The sequence below is a fragment of the Streptomyces sp. NPDC014801 genome, from assembly GCF_043082085.1.
Classification (GTDB): domain Bacteria; phylum Actinomycetota; class Actinomycetes; order Streptomycetales; family Streptomycetaceae; genus Streptomyces.
Genome location: NZ_JBIBXG010000014.1, coordinates 94,401 through 112,109, shown reverse-complemented (window position 1 = coordinate 112,109; position 17,709 = coordinate 94,401). Strand labels below are relative to the sequence as shown.

The following is a 17,709-nucleotide window of genomic DNA, read 5'->3' as shown; positions in this document are numbered from 1 at the left end:
CGCCCCGACGCTCGTTTCACCTCTCTCCGTTCACCAGCCTGCTGCTCACCAGCGGTAGTGGTTCGTGCGGAAGATCCGTCCGAATCGGTTGATGAAGTCGACGTGGACGTGGTTGCCGGAACCGCACGGACCGCGGTAGCGGCAGCGGCCTCCGGTCCGCGCGACCTGCTTGGCGTGGCGGATCGCCGAGGCCTTGCTGCTGAAGCGGGTGGGGTGCCACCAGTTCAGGACGTTGCGCTTCTTGGGGATGTAGCGGGCGCAGTTGTGGACCAGCGCCGACCGGCCGTCGGTGGCCACGAAGTAAGTGTGGCTGCCGGCGACGGTCAGGTTGAAGACGGTGCGGACCGCCTGCGTCCGGCTGGTCGCCGTGACCGTCGGCGCGAACCCGGTCGGGTTGGACAGGCGCGAGCCCGGGGTCAGCCGGAACGCGTCGATCCAGCCGCGGCCCTGGACGAAGAACGGGTGGTTGGCGGTCGCGGTGATCTTCTTCGACCGTCCGTCGCCGTCCGCGTCCACGGACAGGGTGACGAGATCCTTGGTGCCGTGACCGATGATCACGTCGGAGACGGGCGAGACGGTGGTCTCACCGGTGATCTCGTCGACCGCCTGGACCAGGTCTCCGACCTCCACCTGGCTGATCGGCCGGGTGCTGCCGTCGGCCATGACGACCGGCGTCTCGGGCAGGAAGGAGTTCCATCGGCAGCTGCGGCCGATGGCCCGCGCGGCCCGCAGGGCCCGGTAGCCGCGGTAGGCGCGGTAGCCCCAGGCGGCGGCGCCGAGGCCGGGGATGAAACCTGCCGCGGTGAGCGCGATGTCCCACTTGTTGCGCCAGGCCCAGCGCTTGGTCTTCTTGAAGAACTTCTTCCAGCCCCACTTGCCGTCGAGGTCGAAGCAGTTGACGGGGTCGGCCGAGCAGTACTCGTAGGCGTTGGCGTTGCCGCCGCGCTGGGGGTCGACGGACAGGAACCGGCCGGTGGCGGGGTTGTACTGGCGTACGCCCATGAGGGTGAAGCCGGCCACTGTCTCGCTGGAGCGCTGCTTGCCGCCCAGCCAGCCGTAACGCACGGCCTGCTGCTTGTCGCGCGGGTTGCCGTACTCGTCGGTGTCCAGAACGATCGGGGCCTCGCCCGCGTTGAGCGGGAGCTGGAGCGCCACGTCGCCGTGGATGTCGGTGAATTGCAGCACCGTGTCACCGGTGGCGCTGGTGACCGCCCCGAGGTTCCCGGACAGGGAGTCCACGTTGCGGGTCAGGGCGCCGGTGGCGGTGTTCTCGACGATCCAGCGCGGATTGTCGTTGTCGCCGTCGTAGTGGTTGAGCTTGTTCTCGGTCGGCGACCAGGTTCCGCCGCTGTTGCTCTCCACGGTCCAGCCGCGGAAGCGCAGGGCGGCGTCGAGGCTCCAGGTCTGCCGCTTGCTGCCGACCGTCTGCTGGTAGGCGAGGTCGTTGGCGTAGAAGCCGACGCTCACGCCGCCCGGCAGGGCGGTGGTGCGGCCGAACGCGTCGTAGGCGTAGCCCGTGTCGGTGATGCGGTCGGCGCTGTCGAACGTCGAGGTCTTGCCGGTCCCTCCGGTGGTCGGGCAGTCCAGACCGGGCGCCGAGGCGGCCGTGGTCAGGGACGTGCGGTTGGCGTGCTTGTCGAACCCGTAGGTCCGCCGGGTGCAGACGGTGTCCACGGTGTCGTCGACCTGGACGAGACGGCCGACGGCGTCGTAGCGGTAGGTCTGGTCCGACCAGCCGGCGTGGCTGGTGGTCTGGCCCTGCACGGACTCGGTGACCGCGTCGGACATCACCACGGTGCCGTCGCTGTCACGGGTGTACGTGCGGGAGACGGCGGCGCCGGTGGTGTCCTCGGTCTGGGTGACCGTGTAGCCGCCGGGCAGCTTCTCCGTGGCGACCGAGCCGTCCGCGTCGTACGTCGCCTGGAAGACGCCCGCGACGGAGTCCGTCGCCTTCGTGGCCAGGCCCCGCGGCTCGACGGTGTGGTCATAGGTGAAGGTGACGCTGGACGGGACGCTGTCACCGACCCTGACCGGGCGGTCCAGCAGGTCGTACTCGGTGGTGGTTTTGCCGCCGTCGGCGTCCGTGTACGAGGCGAGCCGGCCGAGCTTGTCGTAGACCCGCGTGATGGTGCCGCCGGTCGGCGACGTCGTACGGGACTCCTCCCCGGTGGCCGGGTCGTACTCGGTCGTGGCGTCCGGGACGGCCTGGCCGGTGCCGCCGGTGACCTTCACGGTGACGCGACGGCCCGCCGCGTCGTAGGTGGTGGTCGTGGTCCGCGTGACACCGTTCGCGGTGTCGGTGCCGACCGTGGCGTTGCCCCACCAGTCGTACTCGGTGGTGGTGGTCGGCAGTTGTGCCGGGTTGCTGCCGCCGCCGGTGATGGCGCCGCCCGGTCCGGTGGAGCACACCAGGTCGGCCCACTCCGGGCGGCCGGCGCACGCGCCGGTGCCGGTCGCGGACCAGTAGGAGGTCACCACGGTGCCCGCGTCGGCGCCGGTGCTGCCCGTGTTGTATGTCTTGACCACACGGCCCAGCGAGTCGTACTCGGTCGTGGTGGTGATCGCCAGGCCGGCCGGGTCCTGGATCGACTTCACCGGGAGGCCCTTGGCCCAGTCGTATACGGTCTGCACGACGCGCGTGTCGCCGTGCACACCCGGGTGCTCACGGACCTGGGCGCCGGTGGTGACCTTGGTGACCTGGTCCTTGACCTTGGCGGTGCCGTCGGTCGGGCGGCCCTCGTCGTAGGCGTTGACCGTCCACCTGCGGGCGGTGACCGGCGAGCCCGCCGCCACCAGGGTGGTGGTGCCGGACTTCAGGTCCGCCGTGAGGTCGACACGGTGCAGCGGACCGAACTCCTCCAGCTCGCGGGTGCCGTTGCCGTTGTAGACCGACTTGGTGGTGAGCAGATCGGCGCGCTCGGACGAGGGCAGCGAGGCGATGCCCAGCTCGGCCTGCGTCGCACGGTCCGCAGCGGTCGTGCCGAGTGCCACGTCCCGGTTGGCCGCCGTCAGCTCACGGACGGTGTTGCCGAAACGGTCGTACTCGGTCGTGGTGATGTGCCCGCCGGGCGTCGCGGCGTTCACCGCACGGCCCGAGGCACCCATGTAGGTGATGTCCGCGCGCTGGTAGGACGTGGCAGTGAGAGCGCTGCCCGCGTTCGATGCCGGGACGGCGTCGGCGGGGAACACGGCGGTCGCGTCGGTCGGGGCGTCCGTCTGGCCCCACGCCTTCACATCGGCGGCGCCCATCTTGTAGGGGGCGGTGGTGCCGGTGAGCGGCAGGTCGTAGACGACGCTGGTGGCGGACTCCCCCTCGACCACGTCGAGGGTGCCCTGCTTCAGTGCGGGCCGCGACGCCTTGAGCAGCATGCCGTCACCGGCGGCGGAGCCGGAGCCGGCCTTGCCGTACGTGAACGTCCACGGCAGCTGACCGGGCGGGGTGACCTGGGTGACGCGGCCCGCGCCGTCATAGGCGTACTGCGTCTTCAGCACGGGGCTGATCAGCGGGTTCCACGTCTCGGTGAGCCGGCCGGCGGCGTCGTACCGGTAGGTCTGGACGACCTTGGAGGTCGCCGCGGCGGCACCGGGGTCGGTCGACCAGAGGCGGATCTCCTTCACCTGGCCGGCGAAGTCACCGAGGGCGGTTGCGTTCGCGGTGGTGTTCGTGGCGTACACGAACTCCAGCGAACGGCAGCCCTTGGTGGCCGGGGTGGCCGTGCAGGTGGCGGCGGACGCGGCCGACGTCGGCGCGATGACGCGCTTGGGGCGGGCCAGCGTCTTGCCGGAGACGTTCACCGTCTCGGAGACCACGGTCGTCGAGGTCTGGGCCAGGCCGTCCATCAGCGCGCTGGACACCTGCCAGGTGGTCGCGGCCGGGTCCGGCTTGGTGAACTCGGTGACCGTGCCCTCGGTGTCGGACAGGGTGAAGCTGCCGGTCACGCTGCCGGTGAGGGTCAGCTCCTCGGAGCCGGGCTCCGGTATCCAGCCGGTCTTCGCCGCGTTGGCGGTGAAGGAGATCTCCTCGCCCTCCAGGTCCACCACGGCCACGGCCGTGTCGGAGATCCGCTGAAGGTGCGAGTAGTCGGAGTCGGTGGCCTCGGCGGCCGTGCCCGACACCCACTCCTTGCCGAAGATGGCCACCTGGCCCGCCTGCTGCGCGCCGGCGTCCGGCTTGCGGGAGGACGCGGTGCGGGTCACCGACAGGTCGAAGTGCGTGGTGTCGGTGGCGGACAGGGTGAAGTCACCGGTCAGCAGGTTCAGCTGGCCCGGGCCGATCTCGTCGGTCGCGGCGCCTGAGGCGGTGCGGTCGACGACGACGTTGAGCGGCTGTGTGCTGCCCGAGGCGCTGTTGGGACCGGTGAAGTCGGCCTTGATCTGGACGGTGCCGTCCGGGTCGACCGTGCTGGTCGCGTCCCACACCAGCTGGGCGTTGCGGCCGGCCGTGAGCGGCACGGGCCAGGCGGTCAGCGGCGTGCCGCCGGAGGTGACGTGCGCCGCGGGGATCTGCGTCCATGCGTCGGCCTCGGAGCGGCGCCAGGAGAACGACACCTTGTCGTACTTCGATCCGTCGGCCTCCGCGACGAGCGGCAGGCGTCGGGCGGTGCGCTCGCCCTCGTCGGGCTGGACGAAGCCGCCCGGCCCGGCGTGGAAGGTGTACTCGACGGCCTCGGACTTGTTGTCGGCCTTGTCGACCTGCCGGACCTGCAAGGTGTGCGTGCCGTCCTTGGGCGGGGCGATGCTGAGGGCCTTGGCGGCGGTGGAGCCTCCGGTGGCGACCTTCGTCCAGGTCACACCGTCCAGCGTCCACTCCAGCCAGTTGTGGTCGGTGCCGCTGGGAGTGACCGTGAAGGTGCCGGCCTGGCCTGCGCCCCGGACCCACGCGGTGGACGGGTAGTCCGTGGACGTGATCGAGGTGGGGGCGGACGGCGCCGCGGTGTCGACCGTGAAGGTCTTCCACTCCGACCAGCCGAGGTTGTAGTGCGTGCCGTCGTACGGCGACGTACGGAACTTGTACGTCTTGCCGTTGCCGAGCACGCCGGCCGGGACGGTCACGGAGGCGACCTGCCCGGAGTTCACCCACGGCGAGACGATGACGTTGCCGACCTGGGTGTTGGTGGTGGAGTCGAAGATCTGGAAGGTGCCGTTGACCTTGTCACCGTTGGGGTCGACGAAGGTGTCCCGCAGGGTCGGGGTCGTGGTGTTGACCACGTAGGCGCCGCTGTAGGAGTAGTACGGCGGCCCCGCTTCCTGCTTGGTACCCGTGCGCGGCCGGTAGTTGTACGTCACGACCAGCTTGGGCGGGTTGGCGGCGGCGTTAGCGGAGTTGACGCGCTTCCACTGCCCGGTGACGGCCTCGTCGGAGGCGCGCAGGCCCATGTGGGACTTCGCGGCTTTCGCCGACGCCCACTCCTGCACCAGCGTGGTGACGTCGGCGTTGATCCAGCCGTCCGGCTGGGTGGCGCAGGAGGCGTTGCCCCGGGTCTCCGAGGACGTGGCCTTCTGTGCGATCCACGCCGGCTGAGCTGTCCAGCGCGAGGAGGTCGAGGCGGCCCCGGTGGACCACACTTCCCACGGCTGGTTCGGGCAGGAGGAGCCGGTGTAGTTGCCGGAGTGGAAGTTCCACAGCGACAGCTTGGCGTCCATCACCAGCGCGTCGGCGATCGGCGCGGTGTTCCAGGAGATGAACGAACGGGCCGTGCGGAAGGTGCCGTCGGCGTTCTTCGTGCCCGGATTGCCCAGGTCCAGCTCGGTGTCGGCGGACCAGTCGACGGTCTCGCCCTGCTGGACGTAGGTGTCGAAGACGTTGCTGAGGGCGGAGGTGGACGGATCGACCGTCACCGGGTACTTCGTCTGCGGATCGGCGAGGAACTTCGCGTCCGGGGTGAGGACGAGGTCGACCGAGCCCCTGCGCTGGACCACCTTCAGGCCGACCTTCGCGCGGTGGGTGTGCTCTCCGGAGACCTTGTCGGTCGTGGCGTCCCACATCACGGGGGCGGGCATGACCGCCCGCCTCTTGTTCTTGCGGTCGGTGAAGAGGACGCTGCCGTCGTCCAGTTGCTTGACGTTCAGGCCCTTCGCCTTCAGCGGCAGCGTGTAGGTGTAACCGGTCGTGGCCGGGCGCTGCCGGATGTCGACGTACTGCTCGTACCCGGTACGGGTCGCCTCGACGACGACGTCGGCACCGGGCAAGGCGTCCACGTAGGTGGCGCGGGCGCCGTCGAGCTTCGGCTTGGGCAGGCCGCCCTTCCACTGCAGGGTGATCTGCTGGTCGCCCTCGCCCAGGGTCACGAGGTCGCGTGCCCCGGCGGTGGCCGCCTCCCGCAGCGAGCGGGCCTTGGCGCCGCCGCCGACGTTGAGCCGCAACCCGTTGGGGTGGCCGACGGGCTCGACCGCACCGCCGGCCTGTTCGACCAGTGTGAGGTCCACGGGGCGCCAGCGGCCGTCCTCCTGGAACCGGATCGGGCCGGCCGTGAGCTCGGTGGTGAGTGAACCGTCCTTGTTCGCCCACGTCGTGGAGGTCTCGGTCCGTTCGGAAAGGGCCTCGACACGTCGCCCCGACAGGCGCGCGGCCACTCGGGCCGAGGGGATGTCGGCGGCCTGTGTCACGGCCGGCTTCGGCTGCTTGCCGGCCTTGTCCGCGGCGTCGGCGGCCGCCGCACTCGTGCCGTCGAGCAGCGAGACGGCCAAGGCCAGGGCAACGCTCCCCGCCACGTAGCGGAGTGTTCCCCCCGACCAAGGCCTGCCCCGCTCATGGGGAGCGGGCTTATGGATCGTCATGAGTCCCGGCTTCTTCGTAGTTTGCTGTGTGCCACCTGTGTGACACCGCTGCAAAGGTAAGAGGGAGGTAAGAGGGCGAGGAAGGGCGACAAGTTGGCACAACTGATCCTTGATGGGGCTCAAGTGCGCAGTGATATGAATCACCGAGACAGACCGAATGAGCAGCGCACCGCACTCCGCCGAACGCTCGCCACCGCGGCGGTGTCCTCGCCGCAGGCGGTGGCTGACTTGGTGGGACGGCTGCGGGACGACCCCTGTCCGATCAACCGACCACCCGCTCAACGAGACACGCGCTGGCCGATCGAGAAAGTGGCACCGGGGGCGGCGTAGTCGACAGGGCCATCGAATCGCGCCGAGGCACGTGCCACCGCTTGCTCCGGCGTGAGGAAGCGGCCGACGTGCGTGACGATCAGTCGGCCCGCCCCGGCCTTGGCGGCTGTGATGCCGGCGTCCTCAGGCGTGTGGTGCACCTGTTCGCCCTCGACCGGCGCCTGTGCGCTCTCGGCTTCGCACAACAGCACGTCGCATCCCTCGGCCAGCTCCGTGAGGCTCGGGCACGGGGCCGTGTCCCCTGAGTACACCAGCGACTTGCCCGCCGTCTCGATGCGCACCGCGAAGGCCGGAATGCCGTGCGACACCGCCCGGCTGGTCAACCGGAGCGAGCCCACGGCCGTCTGATGCCCGTCGTGCAACTCGGTTACCGCGAAGGCGGATTCGATCGGGCTGCGAGCCGGAGTGTTGGTGAGAAAACCGGCCAGCCGGTCGGCGATTCCAGGCGGACCGTAGAGAGGGATCGGCGCTGCGAGGTGAAGGTCCGCGTACAGGGCGCCGTAGTAGGCGGTGAGCAGGTCCGCGCAGTGATCGGCGTGCAGATGCGAGATCCAGATCGCGTCGAGCTCATCCAGCCGCGCATGACGCTGGAGGGGGCCGAGCGTCCCGCTGCCCGCGTCCACCCAGATACGGGTGTCCCCGCTCGACACCAGATAGCCGGAGCAGGGGTTGTCCGCGCTCGCGTAGGGCGTCGCGCAGCCCAGGACCGTGAGGTGAAGAAGCTCGGCACTCATCCCAGGATCCTAGAACACACGATCCACAAGCCTTGACGGATCACTCCGGACCAACTCGGGTATCCATCCATTCCACTTCCTGGCCGCATCGTCCAGTGCGCGTACGAACGACGTACGTGCCCGCCGACCCGCGACCGTCATGACGACAGGCAGCAGCAGGCGACCGATCGACCGGCCCTTGACCCGCGCCTTCACCGTCACACGCCAGAACCGATCGTGGGTGGAGCGCGTAATGGTGGTGACCCTCGCGCGGACGAGAGTCTGCTTGACGGTGCCCGACAAAGCCGGCCCCTTGAAGGGAGCGGTGCCCGTCACTGACGACCACCACCTCCCGAGGTCGAGGTGCAGTTCCGCATACCCTTCCGCGTACTTGCTCCATGCCCCGGCGCCCGCCTTGAGACGTACCGAGAGCTCCACCTGCTGAGGACGTTCGGCGGTCTTCAAGTCGAGACGGCACGACAGCGGCGGTTCCGAGCCGGCTGGGCCGTTCCCCCGCACGGTGATGTCCAGGCTTGTCCGCCGGTGTCGGTCCCAGTGGATCACGACCACGAAACTCTCGAACCAGCGGCGGGGCACTGGGAACAGTGTCACGGTGTGCTGAAAGCGGGCCATCCGCGCGGTATGACTGTGGCCTAGCCCTGCGGTGCCAAAGAGCGCAGGACGTCGAACTCGTTGCCTTCCGGGTCGGCCATGACCACCCAGTTCCGGCCCGGGCCCTGGCCCACGTCCACCTTGGTGGCGCCGAGAGCGAGCAACCTGGTCACCTCGTCCTCGGTGCTGCCGTCGATCGGGCTGACGTCGAGGTGAAGCCGGTTCTTGACGGTCTTGCCCTCGGGCACCTGGATGAACACCAGCGTGGGCGGCATCTGGCGGGCCCGGACATCCTCGACCGTCGGCTCCCAGGAGCCGATCTCGACCTTGCCCTCGCTCCGGTCGATGACCTTGAAGTCCAGAACCTCGCACCAGAAGGCGGCGAGCCGCTCCGGATCGTGGCAGTCAACGGTCAGCTCGGTGAACCTGCTTGTCATGCTTCTCCCAGACAGTGCGAACAGGGGGCTCGGCGTTGGTCGTTCGGAGCAGGCCGGGGTCGTGCGGCACCGCGCCGCGGCCCGTCAGCCGGGGAAGGAAAAGTAGAGGTGCTCGCTGTAGAAGGACGCGAAGTGCTTCTGCCAGTCGGCTCGGACGGAGGCCAGCCAGTCGTCGTTCCGGCCGGCGATCGCCGCCTCGGCCTGGGCGACCGCGTCGGGAATGTCCTCGGACGCCAGATGCCGCACGCTCGCTGCCGGGTCGTCCCCCGTCAGCGAGACGATCTCCCCGGTCTCCAGGACGAAGTGTTTCGCTTCCTGCTTCTCCAAGTGCGCCGTGGTGCCGGCAACGCATTCGGCGAACTCGGTGTCGTCCTCCAGGCCCTTGCCGACCACCCGGAGGAGGTCGCGCAGCAGGGCGCTCCCGTCGGCGTAGTCCGCGGCGATGCCGATCGGAGCGTTCCAGATCATGGACGGGACGATCGTCGTTCCGCGTCCCACCAGGAGCTTGTGCGCGAGCGGGATGTCCCAGTTGTGCTGGGATATGCATCGGATCCGCCGGGGAATCTCCGCCTCGTTCGGCACCGAGTCTGCGGAGTAGAGATAGGAACGGTTCGCCATGACGGTGACGCTAGCACCAGGGACTGACAACATCGGTGCCGTCGGGCTCCTCCAGCGGCCACAATGCCTGCACAGCCCTTGAGTTGAGGGCCTCGGCGCTGCGCGGCGACTGCTGGAAGATCGCAGTACTGCTGGCTGTTGGCTGCTGGTATGAGGATCAGTGAGGCATCCAGAGTCAGTGGTGTGAGTGCGAGGTCGTTACGGCACTACGAGGCTGAAGGCTTGATCGTCCCTGGTCGCTTCAGCAACGGCTTCCGCGACTACTGCCAGTCCACGATCGATCGCGTGCTCGTCATTCGCTCGTTGCTGGAGTCCGGGTTGCCCGTGCGGTTGATCAGGGAAGTCCTGCCCCGCCTCACTGACGGGTCCGATGCCGGCGACGAAGTGGTGTGCGCTGAGTTCCTGCACGAGGTTCAGCGCTATCGCGATCGGCTCGCCGCTCGCATCGCGGTTCTCAGCGATCAGCAGGCGGCCCTGGACTCCTACCTTCGAGAGGCCCGCCGAACTGATCTCTGAGTGGCCGCTTGACCTTGACGCAAGTGTCAGTTTTCTACGTTCCGTGGCATGGAGATCAACGAGCAGCGCCACACCGCTGCGCAGACCGTACGAGCGCTGGTCCAGCTGTCGCACCGGGGGCCCAGAGACCTGGCCCTGACGACCGATCAGCGCCGCCCCACCCCAGGGCCCGGCGAGTACCTGATCCGCGTGGGCGCTGCCGGGGTCAACTTCGCTGACGTCATGCAGACGCATGGGACGTACGGCGGAGGCCCGCAGGCGCCCTACGTGGCGGGCTTCGAGGCCGCAGGGGAGATCGTGGGCGTCGGCCCGGGCGTCGAGAGTCCGCTCCCGCTCGGTACCCATGTCGTCGGCACCGGTCCCGGCGCCTTCGCCCAGTACATGACGATGTCAGCTCCGGGTGTGCTCCCCGTGCCTTCCGGCTGGAGCGACGCCGAAGCTCTCGGTCTGGTGCTGAACTGGGCCACCGCGCTGGCGGCACTGAAGCTGGGCGAGGTCAAGGCCGGTGAGACAGTCCTCGTCCATGCCGCGGCCGGCGGCGTGGGGCAGGCTGCCGTTCGCCTCGCCCGCCACTACGGCGCGCGCGTGATCGCCACCGCGTCACCGGCGAAGCACGACGCCGTCGAAGCGCTCGGTGTCGGCGAGGTCCTGGACAGCCGACGCCCCGATCTGGCTGAGGAGATCACACGCCTGGTCGGCCGTGTCGACCTGGTCCTGGAGTCAGTGGGGCAGGACACGTTCAGGACCAGCCTGTCGGTCACCAAGCCCTTCACCGGACGCATCGTCGTCTTCGGCGCGGCGTCCGGCGAGGCCACGGTGACCACACACGATCTGGTCTTCACCCATCAAGTCCAGATCAAAGGTCTGCACATCGGAGCGCTGGCGGCCGCGGCACCGTCCCTCCACCGGTCGCTGCTCGCCGAGATCGAGGCCCTCATAGCCCTCGGCGTGTACCCGCCCGGCGCCCCTCACGTCCATCCCCTGGCCGAGGGGCCGGCAGTGCTGCGGCAACTCGAAGCGGGCCAGACCTTCGGCAAGCACGCCCTCGATCCCTGGCATTAGGTGGTGCCGGCCATGACGTCGGTGCGGGAGGGGAACGCGATGAGCAGCGCGACCGCGACGAGGAGTCCGCTCGCCCAGAGCGGCCCGCGAGGCCCGGCTTCGGTGCCGAGGGTGGCCGCGGCGAGGACGGGGCCGACGGCGGCGCCCACGTTGAGCGCCGCCGTCGCGTACGAGCCGGCCATGGTGGGGGCTCCCGCGGCCTCGTAGAGGACTCGTGTGATCAGCGTGCTGCCGACAGCGAACGACAGCGCTCCCTGCACGAACACGAGGAGGAACAGGGCGACCGGCTCACCGGCCAGCACCGCCAGGGCGGGCCAGCCGATGAGCAGCAGCGGACCGGCGACTGCGACGACCAGGCCGGGGCGCTGGTCGGACAACCGGCCGGCGACGGTGACGCCCACGAACGAGCCGGTACCGAAGAGCACCAGTGCGACGGGGACCCACAACTCACCCAATCCGGCGCTGTCCGTCACCACGGGGGCGAGGAAGGTGAGGCTTCCGAAGGTCGCCGCGTTCACCAGCGCGCCGAGCAGCATCGCCAGGATCAACGGCGGCCGGGTGAGCTGGGCAAGCTCCGCTCGCAACGCCGGCCTGCCGGTCGCCTCGACCTCGTCACGCCCTGCCGGAATGCCCTTCAGGATGCCGAGTGCGGCGGGCAGGCAGAGAGCGGCGACAGCCCAGAAGGTGGCCCGCCAGCCGAGCAACGCGCCGAGCACCGAACCGCCGGGAACACCGGCGATCGTGGCCACCGTCGTGCCTGCCAGCAGCACGGCCAGCGCACGTCCCTTCCTGGCGGGCGAGACCAGCGTCGCCGCGGCCGTCAGGGCGACGGCGAGGAACCCGGCGTTCGCCAGCGCGGCGACGACTCTGGTGGCGAACAGGATGGGAAAGCTCGTGGTGACGGCGCCCACGGCGTGAGCCCCCGCGAACACGAGGACGAACGCGAGCAGGCTGGAGCGCCTGGGCCAGTCGCGGGCCAGCGCGGCCACCAAGGGAGCGCCGACGATCATGCCGATCGCGAAGGCCGAGGTGAGGGCGCCTGCTGTCCCGACGGTGACGCCGAGATCCGAGGCGATGTCCGGCAGAAGGCCGGCGAGCATGAACTCCGAGGTGCCCATGGCGAACACGGCCAGGGCAAGCAAGTACAACGGGGCAGGCATCGAGTGGCTCCGAGGTGAGGAGAGGCACGAGAGGGTCATCTCGTCACCGCGGCCAGCCCACGCCCACACCTGTCCCACCGCAGAAGGCGGCGCGACGACAGGGCTCTATGAGCTCAGTGGTTCAGGGGGCTGACGGCGTGACCGAAAGCCCCCACCCTGTCCGACTCAGGACTCGACATGGCCCGCACGCTACCTGACCGAGGCCTGTCGAGGCATCTTGGTTTCACGCGTCGGCCCGTGTCGGGACGCAACGCCTGGAACACCTGGCGGGTGCTGGTCGCCACCCAGGCAAGCGGACGATCAGCGCCACCCTCTTGTGGAGGCCAGGCCTATCGCTGTTGCTGCTCGGCGAGGAGAAGGGGAAGTTTGCGCATGTCGTGGAAGACGGTCGTCCCGGCGCCTTCGAGCCGTTCGGCCGGAGTCAGGCCACCGGCGTAACCGAAGGCGCGCATGCCGGCTGCGCGGGCCGCTCGGACGCCGGGTTGGCTGTCCTCGACCACGACGCAGGCGGCCGGATCGACCCCCATCTGCGCGGCGGCGTACAGGAAGAGGTCGGGGGCAGGCTTGCCGCGGGCGACCTCGGTGGCACTGTAGATGCGGCCGGCGAAGTGGTCGTAGAGGCCGGTGCGGCCCAGGGTGTGGCGCATCTTTTCGTGGGAGCCGCTGGAGGCCACACACGTCGGCAGAGTGATCGCGTCCAGTGCTTCCGGCAGGCCCTCGACGGGGGCCAGCTCGGTGTCGACAGCCTCACGGTGAAGCTGCTCGAACCGCTCCGACCAGGTCGCGGCGGTTTCCACACCGAGGCGGGCGGCCACCTGCTCGCGGATGGCGGCGTGCGAGCGGCCGATGAACCGGTCGACGACCTCGGTTTCCGTGAGTGGCCAGCCCAACGCCGCGCCGAGGGCGACCTGGACGCGGGCGGCGATGCGTTCGCTGTCGACCAGCACGCCGTCGCAGTCGAATATGACGAGTTCCATCGGCTTGATCATCCCGGCAGCTTAGGCCGCTGCCTCGGCGGCATCACCTGTTTCGGGAGCCGTCCATGCGCTGGGGGGCTCGCCTGCTGATTGCTGTCGAAGCAGCGGCTCGGGCGGACCGGGGCGGGCCCGTGCCGACCTGTCTCCGGATCAGTGCGGGGCGGCCAGCCACTGGCTGAGCCAGGCGAAGGCCGGCGAGTACTCGGCCGACCAGGTGTGGTAGTTGTGGCCGCCGCTCGGCAGGACGAGGATCCGCACCGTGACCGGCGAGGACGCCGCGGCGTCACGGAACGCGGTGATGTTGGAGGGCGGGCTGAGGCGGTCCTCGCGGGAGGTGGCGAGGAAGAGGCTGACGGGCGCCTTCGCCTGCCGGACCAGATAGGTCGGGCTGTTGAGCCGGCGTATTCTCGCGTCCGGCAGGACCGACGCGTCGCCGGTCAGCGGGTCGGGGTCGAGGGCCGCGCCCGCACCGAAGACCTTCGGATACTGCAACGGCAGCTTCGCGGCGCAGAAGCCACCGGTCGAGAAGCCCATCAGGCCCCAGCCACGGGCGCCCCGCAGCGTCCGGAACCTGTGATTGATCAGGTCGGGGACGTCCTGGGCCATCCAGGTCGCGACCTTGCGATGGGACAGGTCGGTGCAGTCGGTGTCCACGCTGCCCGGGTTGACCACGGGCATCACGAGGATGAACGGGTGCGTCTTGTTCTGCTTCAGCAGGTCCGAGAAGGCACCCGGCATCCCGCCGTGTTCCAACCAGGACTGCGGCGAACCGGGGACCCCGTGCAGCAGCATGACCACCGGGAAGCGCTGGTGCCGGTAGGCCGCCTGGCTGTACTGCGGTGGCGTCCAGACCAGCACCTGCCCGGACAGGTCGGACTTCTGGCCGTGGAAGTAGGTGTCGAGGACACCGCCCTTGGTGCTGTGCGTGAACTTCGCCCGCTGCACTGGCGGCCCCGGCATCGCGACCGCGTTCGCGTTGTTCGTGGTGCCCATCAGGTCGTCCCACGACGCGTAGAGCCCATAGCTGTTGTTGATCCAGGTGGCGACCACACTGATGGCCGTCAGCTGGCATACGGCGATCATCACCGCCTGCGCCAGCCAGCGCACCGGCTTCGGTCCGCGGACCCTGGTCCACAAGGCGATCGTGCCGATCATCGCCAGGACCGTCGCGACGACAAGGACGACGAAGAACGACGTTCCGGTGAGGGACACGCGACCACCCTTCTCCACCTGGACGCGACGAGTGAGACCGGCTGCAGCGTCCGCAATGTCAACGTATGCGAGCTACATCGTCAGAGGGAAACCGACGATCACCGGTTCCATCCGTCGGAGCAGTGCCCGTCGGTCGGAGCGGGTGCGCGGCGCCATGGTGGCGGTCGGCGAGGGCGCGAGGATCGTCGCCCGGTCAGACGAAGAGGTGCGCCAGCAGTGTGAAGAGGTCGCCCGTGGCGTCGGCCGCGCCGATGGCCGGCAGGACGCCGAGTGTGAGCACGGCTGCGGCGAGCGGCCACAGATTCGGTGGCGGGGCCGCCTGGAGTGCGGCGATACGACGGGTCACCGCGCGGTCGGTGAAGCCGAGCGTGCAGGCGGGGCGTGGCTGGTGGGCGACGAGGGCTGCGTGGGCGATGGCGCGCGCCGTGCGGGTGCGGTCGCCGACGGTTCCGGCAGCCGACTCGTCGGCCCAGCGTTCGACGAGGAAGGAGACGGTGCTGCTGACCGGGGCGAGGAGCGGGTTCGCGGCACGGGCCAGGGACACGGCCGTGCAGTGCAGCGCGTGCCGGTGCGTGAGGTGGGCTCGCTCGTGGGCCAGCAGGACGCGGCGTTCGCCGGGCTGGAGGGAGGCGAGCATGGCGGCGGTGACGAGGATGTGGCCAGGTGCCCGCCTGGTCGCGGGAATGGCGAACGCCTGGGCGAGAGGGGAAGCGGCGACGATCAGCTCGGTGTCCGGCGGGTGGCCCTCGCACAGGCGGCGCAGGGCGCGCCGGGTGGCGGCCTCGGCGCGGATCGCCCGATACACACGGTGGGTGATGACGGCGAGCGTCACAAGCGCGGCCAGGCCGACGATCTCGGGCACCGGTTCGGGTAGGTGGCCTCCCCTCTCACGGGCTTCGGCGGCCAGCGGCGGGGCGTTGCCGATCAGCGTGAGCGCGAGCAGGGCGAGGGCCCAGGTGGTGGCGGCCGCGGTGAGGACGGCGGCGGTCGTCAGGACGCGGGCGGCCAGGGCCGGGGCGATACGCCGGCCGGCCTGCGGCGCCACGGTGGCCAGCAGCAGGGACAACAGCAGGGGGACGTAGACGTCGATCCTCATGATCCGTGCTCGCCGAGGAGGTCCCGCAGGGCTCGCTCCTCTTCGGCGCTGAGCCCGCTGACGAAGTGCTGGAGGGCGGCGATGGGGTCCGGGCCGCGGTCGAGGGCCTGGTGCATGGCCTCGGCGGTCGCTTCGGCGGCGCCCTTGGCGGGACGGTAGGTGCCCCGCCGCCCACCCGCGTCGCGCAGGACGAGACCCTTGTCGTACAGGCGCTTGAGGATGGTGTGCACGGTGTTGTAGGCGAGGTCGCCGCCGAGCCGGTCCTGGATCTGCGCCGGGGACAGCGGTTCCTCGGTCGCCCAGAGCGTGGCGAGGACCTCGCTCTCCAGCGCGCCGGCGCTGCGCCGCTCGGGCCGGTTCGAGGGGGATGCGCCTGCCATGGGGTCACCTTACAAGCTGTAGGTGATCGGGGTGGGAGTCCCCCTTCGGCGTGCGCCGGACGAGTCCCGGCAGGCGGGGGACGGTGAGGAAGCCTTCGGCACGGGCGCTCGCGAGTCCGATCCGGGGCAGGTCGCCGGCCTTCTCGAAGAGCAGGAACCGGGGTTCCCACAGGGGGCGGTACTTGGCGTTGGCGCGGTAGAGGGACTCGATCTGCCACCAGCGGGAGAGGAACGTCAGTACCGCGCGCCAGGCCCGCAGGGCGGGGCCCGCGCCGAGGCGGGCGCCGCGTTCGAAGACGGCACGGAACATGGCGAAGTTCAGTGACACCCGGCGTACGCCGATCTCGCTCGCCCGCAGCAGCAGTTCGACCACCATGAACTCGATCAGGCCGTTCTCGCCGGTGCGGTCGCGGCGCATCAGGTCCAGGGACAGGCCGTGATCTCCCCAGGGGACGAAGCTGAGCAGGGCCCGTGGCTGCCCGTCGGCGTCGTGGCACTCCAGCATCACGCAGTCGCCGTCGGACGGGTCGCCGAGCCGGCCCAGGGCCATGGAGAAGCCGCGTTCGGTGGCGCCGTCGCGCCAGGCGTCGGCCCGTGCCACGAGAGCGGCCATCTCGTCGTCGGGGATGTCGCGGTGGCGGCGGATGCGGACGGTGTATCCGCCCCGGCGGATGCGGTTGTGGGCCTGTCGGACGACGCGCATGGCCCGTCCGTCGAGCGTGAAGTCGCCGACGTCCACGACGGCCTCGTCGCCGAGTTCCAGGGCGTCCAGGCCGTGGCGGCCGTAAATGGTGCCCGCTTCCTCGCTCGCGCCCATCACGGCCGGCGTCCAGGCGTGGCGGCGGGCCTCGGCCAGCCAGGCGTCGATGGCGCCGGGCCATGCCTCGGGGTCGCCGATCGGGTCGCCGGAGGCGAGGCTGACGCCGCCCACCACGCGATAGGTGATGGCGGCCTTGCCCGTGGGGGAGAAGACGGCGGCCTTGTCGCGGCGCAGGGCGAAGTAGCCGAGCGAGTCGCGTTCACCGTGCCGGGCCAGAAGCTCGCGCAGGCGCCGCTCGTCGTCCTCGCCGAGGAGGGCGGTGCCGCGCGGGGCGCGGAAGCAGGCGTACAGGACGAGCAGGAAGGTGGCCGCGACCGCCACGTTGATCGTGATGTCCGCCCAGCGGGGTGCGTGCACGGCATCGACCCGGTCGGCGAGCGGGCCGACGCTGACGCCGCGCAGCAGTGTGTACGTGATCCGGTCGCCCAGCGACGCGCCGGCGACCCGGTTGGTGGCGCTGACGAGGAGCGTGCCGAGGGTGCCGCTGACCAGCAGACCGACGGCGCCCACGATCAGTGCCAGGCGCGGGTTCGAGCGGTCGCCCACCGCGGTGAACTCGGCGCGTCCCAGCAGCAGGGCGCCCACGAACAGGCCGGTCAGCGCGGTGGAGAGCCAATTGAAGGCGTGGTCGCGGTACGGATCCTGGCTCAGGGCGAAGGCGTACAGCAGGAACAGTGGCCCGGCGAGCAGGAGGTTGAAGACCCAGGCCGCCCGTTTGCGGCGCCGCATCACCACGGCGAGCCACAGCGCCAGCGCCGCCGAGATCAGGCCCGCGGTGGCCAGGTACGGCGTGAAGTACTCCCCGGCGTTGTGCTCGTGGACCTCCTCACGGAACGGCACCGACACGACCGCGGCCAGGTTGAGCAGGGCCAGCAGCCGCAGGTACCACACCGTGGCCGTCGCGGCCCGCGCCCGCAGCCGCAGCCGCCGGCCAGGGCCGGTGGGCCGGGGGTCGCGGCGCTGTGCGGGGAGCGCGGTCTGGTGCTGTGCGGTCACGTC

Annotated in this window: 13 protein-coding genes; 2 read left to right on the top strand and 11 right to left on the bottom strand. The window is 70.3% G+C overall.

Features of this window, described 5'->3' with window-relative positions; all coding sequences use genetic code 11:
* Nucleotides 1–45: 45 nt before the first annotated feature.
* From ACF1AL_RS31710 to ACF1AL_RS31690, 5 genes are all read right to left on the bottom strand, one after another.
* Complete coding sequence (locus tag ACF1AL_RS31710) at nucleotides 46–6,687, bottom strand: polymorphic toxin-type HINT domain-containing protein (protein WP_391778658.1); 6,642 nt, start codon at nucleotides 6,685–6,687, stop codon at nucleotides 46–48.
* Nucleotides 6,688–7,055: 368 nt separating this feature from the next.
* The gene (locus ACF1AL_RS31705) at nucleotides 7,056–7,841 is read right to left on the bottom strand and encodes an MBL fold metallo-hydrolase (RefSeq protein ID WP_391778527.1); all 786 of its coding nucleotides are present in this window, start codon (nucleotides 7,839–7,841) and stop codon (nucleotides 7,056–7,058) included.
* A gap of 9 nt (nucleotides 7,842–7,850) precedes the next feature.
* On the bottom strand, nucleotides 7,851–8,453 hold the full coding sequence (locus ACF1AL_RS31700) for a hypothetical protein (RefSeq protein WP_391778526.1): 603 nt from the start codon (nucleotides 8,451–8,453) through the stop codon (nucleotides 7,851–7,853).
* Nucleotides 8,454–8,473: 20 nt separating this feature from the next.
* Nucleotides 8,474–8,869 carry a VOC family protein gene (locus tag ACF1AL_RS31695; protein ID WP_391699203.1) on the bottom strand — a complete coding sequence of 132 codons (396 nt, stop codon included), beginning with the start codon at nucleotides 8,867–8,869 and terminating at the stop codon, nucleotides 8,474–8,476.
* 84 nt (nucleotides 8,870–8,953) lie between these two features.
* Nucleotides 8,954–9,487 (bottom strand): hypothetical protein, encoded by a 534-nt coding sequence (locus ACF1AL_RS31690; protein WP_391778525.1) that lies wholly within the window; start codon nucleotides 9,485–9,487, stop codon nucleotides 8,954–8,956.
* Nucleotides 9,488–9,637: 150 nt separating this feature from the next.
* Between ACF1AL_RS31690 and ACF1AL_RS31685 the strand changes: the two genes are divergently transcribed.
* Nucleotides 9,638–10,003 (top strand): MerR family transcriptional regulator, encoded by a 366-nt coding sequence (locus ACF1AL_RS31685; RefSeq protein ID WP_391778524.1) that lies wholly within the window; start codon nucleotides 9,638–9,640, stop codon nucleotides 10,001–10,003.
* Nucleotides 10,004–10,051: 48 nt separating this feature from the next.
* Nucleotides 10,052–11,065: a zinc-binding dehydrogenase gene (locus tag ACF1AL_RS31680; protein ID WP_391778523.1), complete on the top strand. Its 1,014-nt coding sequence runs from the start codon at nucleotides 10,052–10,054 to the stop codon at nucleotides 11,063–11,065.
* On the opposite strand, the gene ACF1AL_RS31675 is transcribed toward ACF1AL_RS31680, so the two are convergent.
* The 6 genes from ACF1AL_RS31675 to ACF1AL_RS31650 form a co-directional block, all read right to left on the bottom strand.
* The gene (locus ACF1AL_RS31675) at nucleotides 11,062–12,225 is read right to left on the bottom strand and encodes a Cmx/CmrA family chloramphenicol efflux MFS transporter (protein WP_391699208.1); all 1,164 of its coding nucleotides are present in this window, start codon (nucleotides 12,223–12,225) and stop codon (nucleotides 11,062–11,064) included. The two genes, ACF1AL_RS31680 and ACF1AL_RS31675, sit on opposite strands and share 4 nt — an antisense overlap.
* A 329-nt stretch (nucleotides 12,226–12,554) precedes the next feature.
* On the bottom strand, nucleotides 12,555–13,214 hold the full coding sequence (locus ACF1AL_RS31670) for an HAD family hydrolase (RefSeq protein WP_391778522.1): 660 nt from the start codon (nucleotides 13,212–13,214) through the stop codon (nucleotides 12,555–12,557).
* Nucleotides 13,215–13,352: 138 nt separating this feature from the next.
* Nucleotides 13,353–14,414 (bottom strand): alpha/beta hydrolase, encoded by a 1,062-nt coding sequence (locus tag ACF1AL_RS31665; RefSeq protein WP_391778521.1) that lies wholly within the window; start codon nucleotides 14,412–14,414, stop codon nucleotides 13,353–13,355.
* A gap of 193 nt (nucleotides 14,415–14,607) precedes the next feature.
* The gene (locus ACF1AL_RS31660) at nucleotides 14,608–15,510 is read right to left on the bottom strand and encodes a M48 family metalloprotease (RefSeq protein ID WP_391778520.1); all 903 of its coding nucleotides are present in this window, start codon (nucleotides 15,508–15,510) and stop codon (nucleotides 14,608–14,610) included.
* Nucleotides 15,507–15,890, bottom strand: coding sequence for a BlaI/MecI/CopY family transcriptional regulator (locus tag ACF1AL_RS31655; protein ID WP_391699214.1), 384 nt, complete (start codon nucleotides 15,888–15,890; stop codon nucleotides 15,507–15,509). Before ACF1AL_RS31655 ends, ACF1AL_RS31660 begins: the two co-directional genes overlap by 4 nt.
* A 4-nt stretch (nucleotides 15,891–15,894) precedes the next feature.
* Entirely contained in the window at nucleotides 15,895–17,706 is a 1,812-nt protein-coding gene (locus ACF1AL_RS31650) for a phosphatidylglycerol lysyltransferase domain-containing protein (protein ID WP_391699216.1), read from the bottom strand.
* Nucleotides 17,707–17,709: the final 3 nt, after the last annotated feature.

Bases quoted from the DNA above. Each gene is read 5' to 3' on its own strand.
- ACF1AL_RS31680 (WP_391778523.1), top strand. From the start codon at position 10,052: ATGGAGATCAACGAGCAGCGCCACACCGCTGCGCAGACCGTACGAGCG.
- ACF1AL_RS31700 (WP_391778526.1), bottom strand. From the start codon at position 8,453: ATGGCCCGCTTTCAGCACACCGTGACACTGTTCCCAGTGCCCCGCCGC.
- ACF1AL_RS31670 (WP_391778522.1), bottom strand. From the start codon at position 13,214: ATGATCAAGCCGATGGAACTCGTCATATTCGACTGCGACGGCGTGCTG.
- ACF1AL_RS31685 (WP_391778524.1), top strand. From the start codon at position 9,638: ATGAGGATCAGTGAGGCATCCAGAGTCAGTGGTGTGAGTGCGAGGTCG.
- ACF1AL_RS31705 (WP_391778527.1), bottom strand. From the start codon at position 7,841: ATGAGTGCCGAGCTTCTTCACCTCACGGTCCTGGGCTGCGCGACGCCC.
- ACF1AL_RS31660 (WP_391778520.1), bottom strand. From the start codon at position 15,510: ATGAGGATCGACGTCTACGTCCCCCTGCTGTTGTCCCTGCTGCTGGCC.
- ACF1AL_RS31655 (WP_391699214.1), bottom strand. From the start codon at position 15,890: ATGGCAGGCGCATCCCCCTCGAACCGGCCCGAGCGGCGCAGCGCCGGC.
- ACF1AL_RS31690 (WP_391778525.1), bottom strand. From the start codon at position 9,487: ATGGCGAACCGTTCCTATCTCTACTCCGCAGACTCGGTGCCGAACGAG.
- ACF1AL_RS31675 (WP_391699208.1), bottom strand. From the start codon at position 12,225: ATGCCTGCCCCGTTGTACTTGCTTGCCCTGGCCGTGTTCGCCATGGGC.
- ACF1AL_RS31695 (WP_391699203.1), bottom strand. From the start codon at position 8,869: ATGACAAGCAGGTTCACCGAGCTGACCGTTGACTGCCACGATCCGGAG.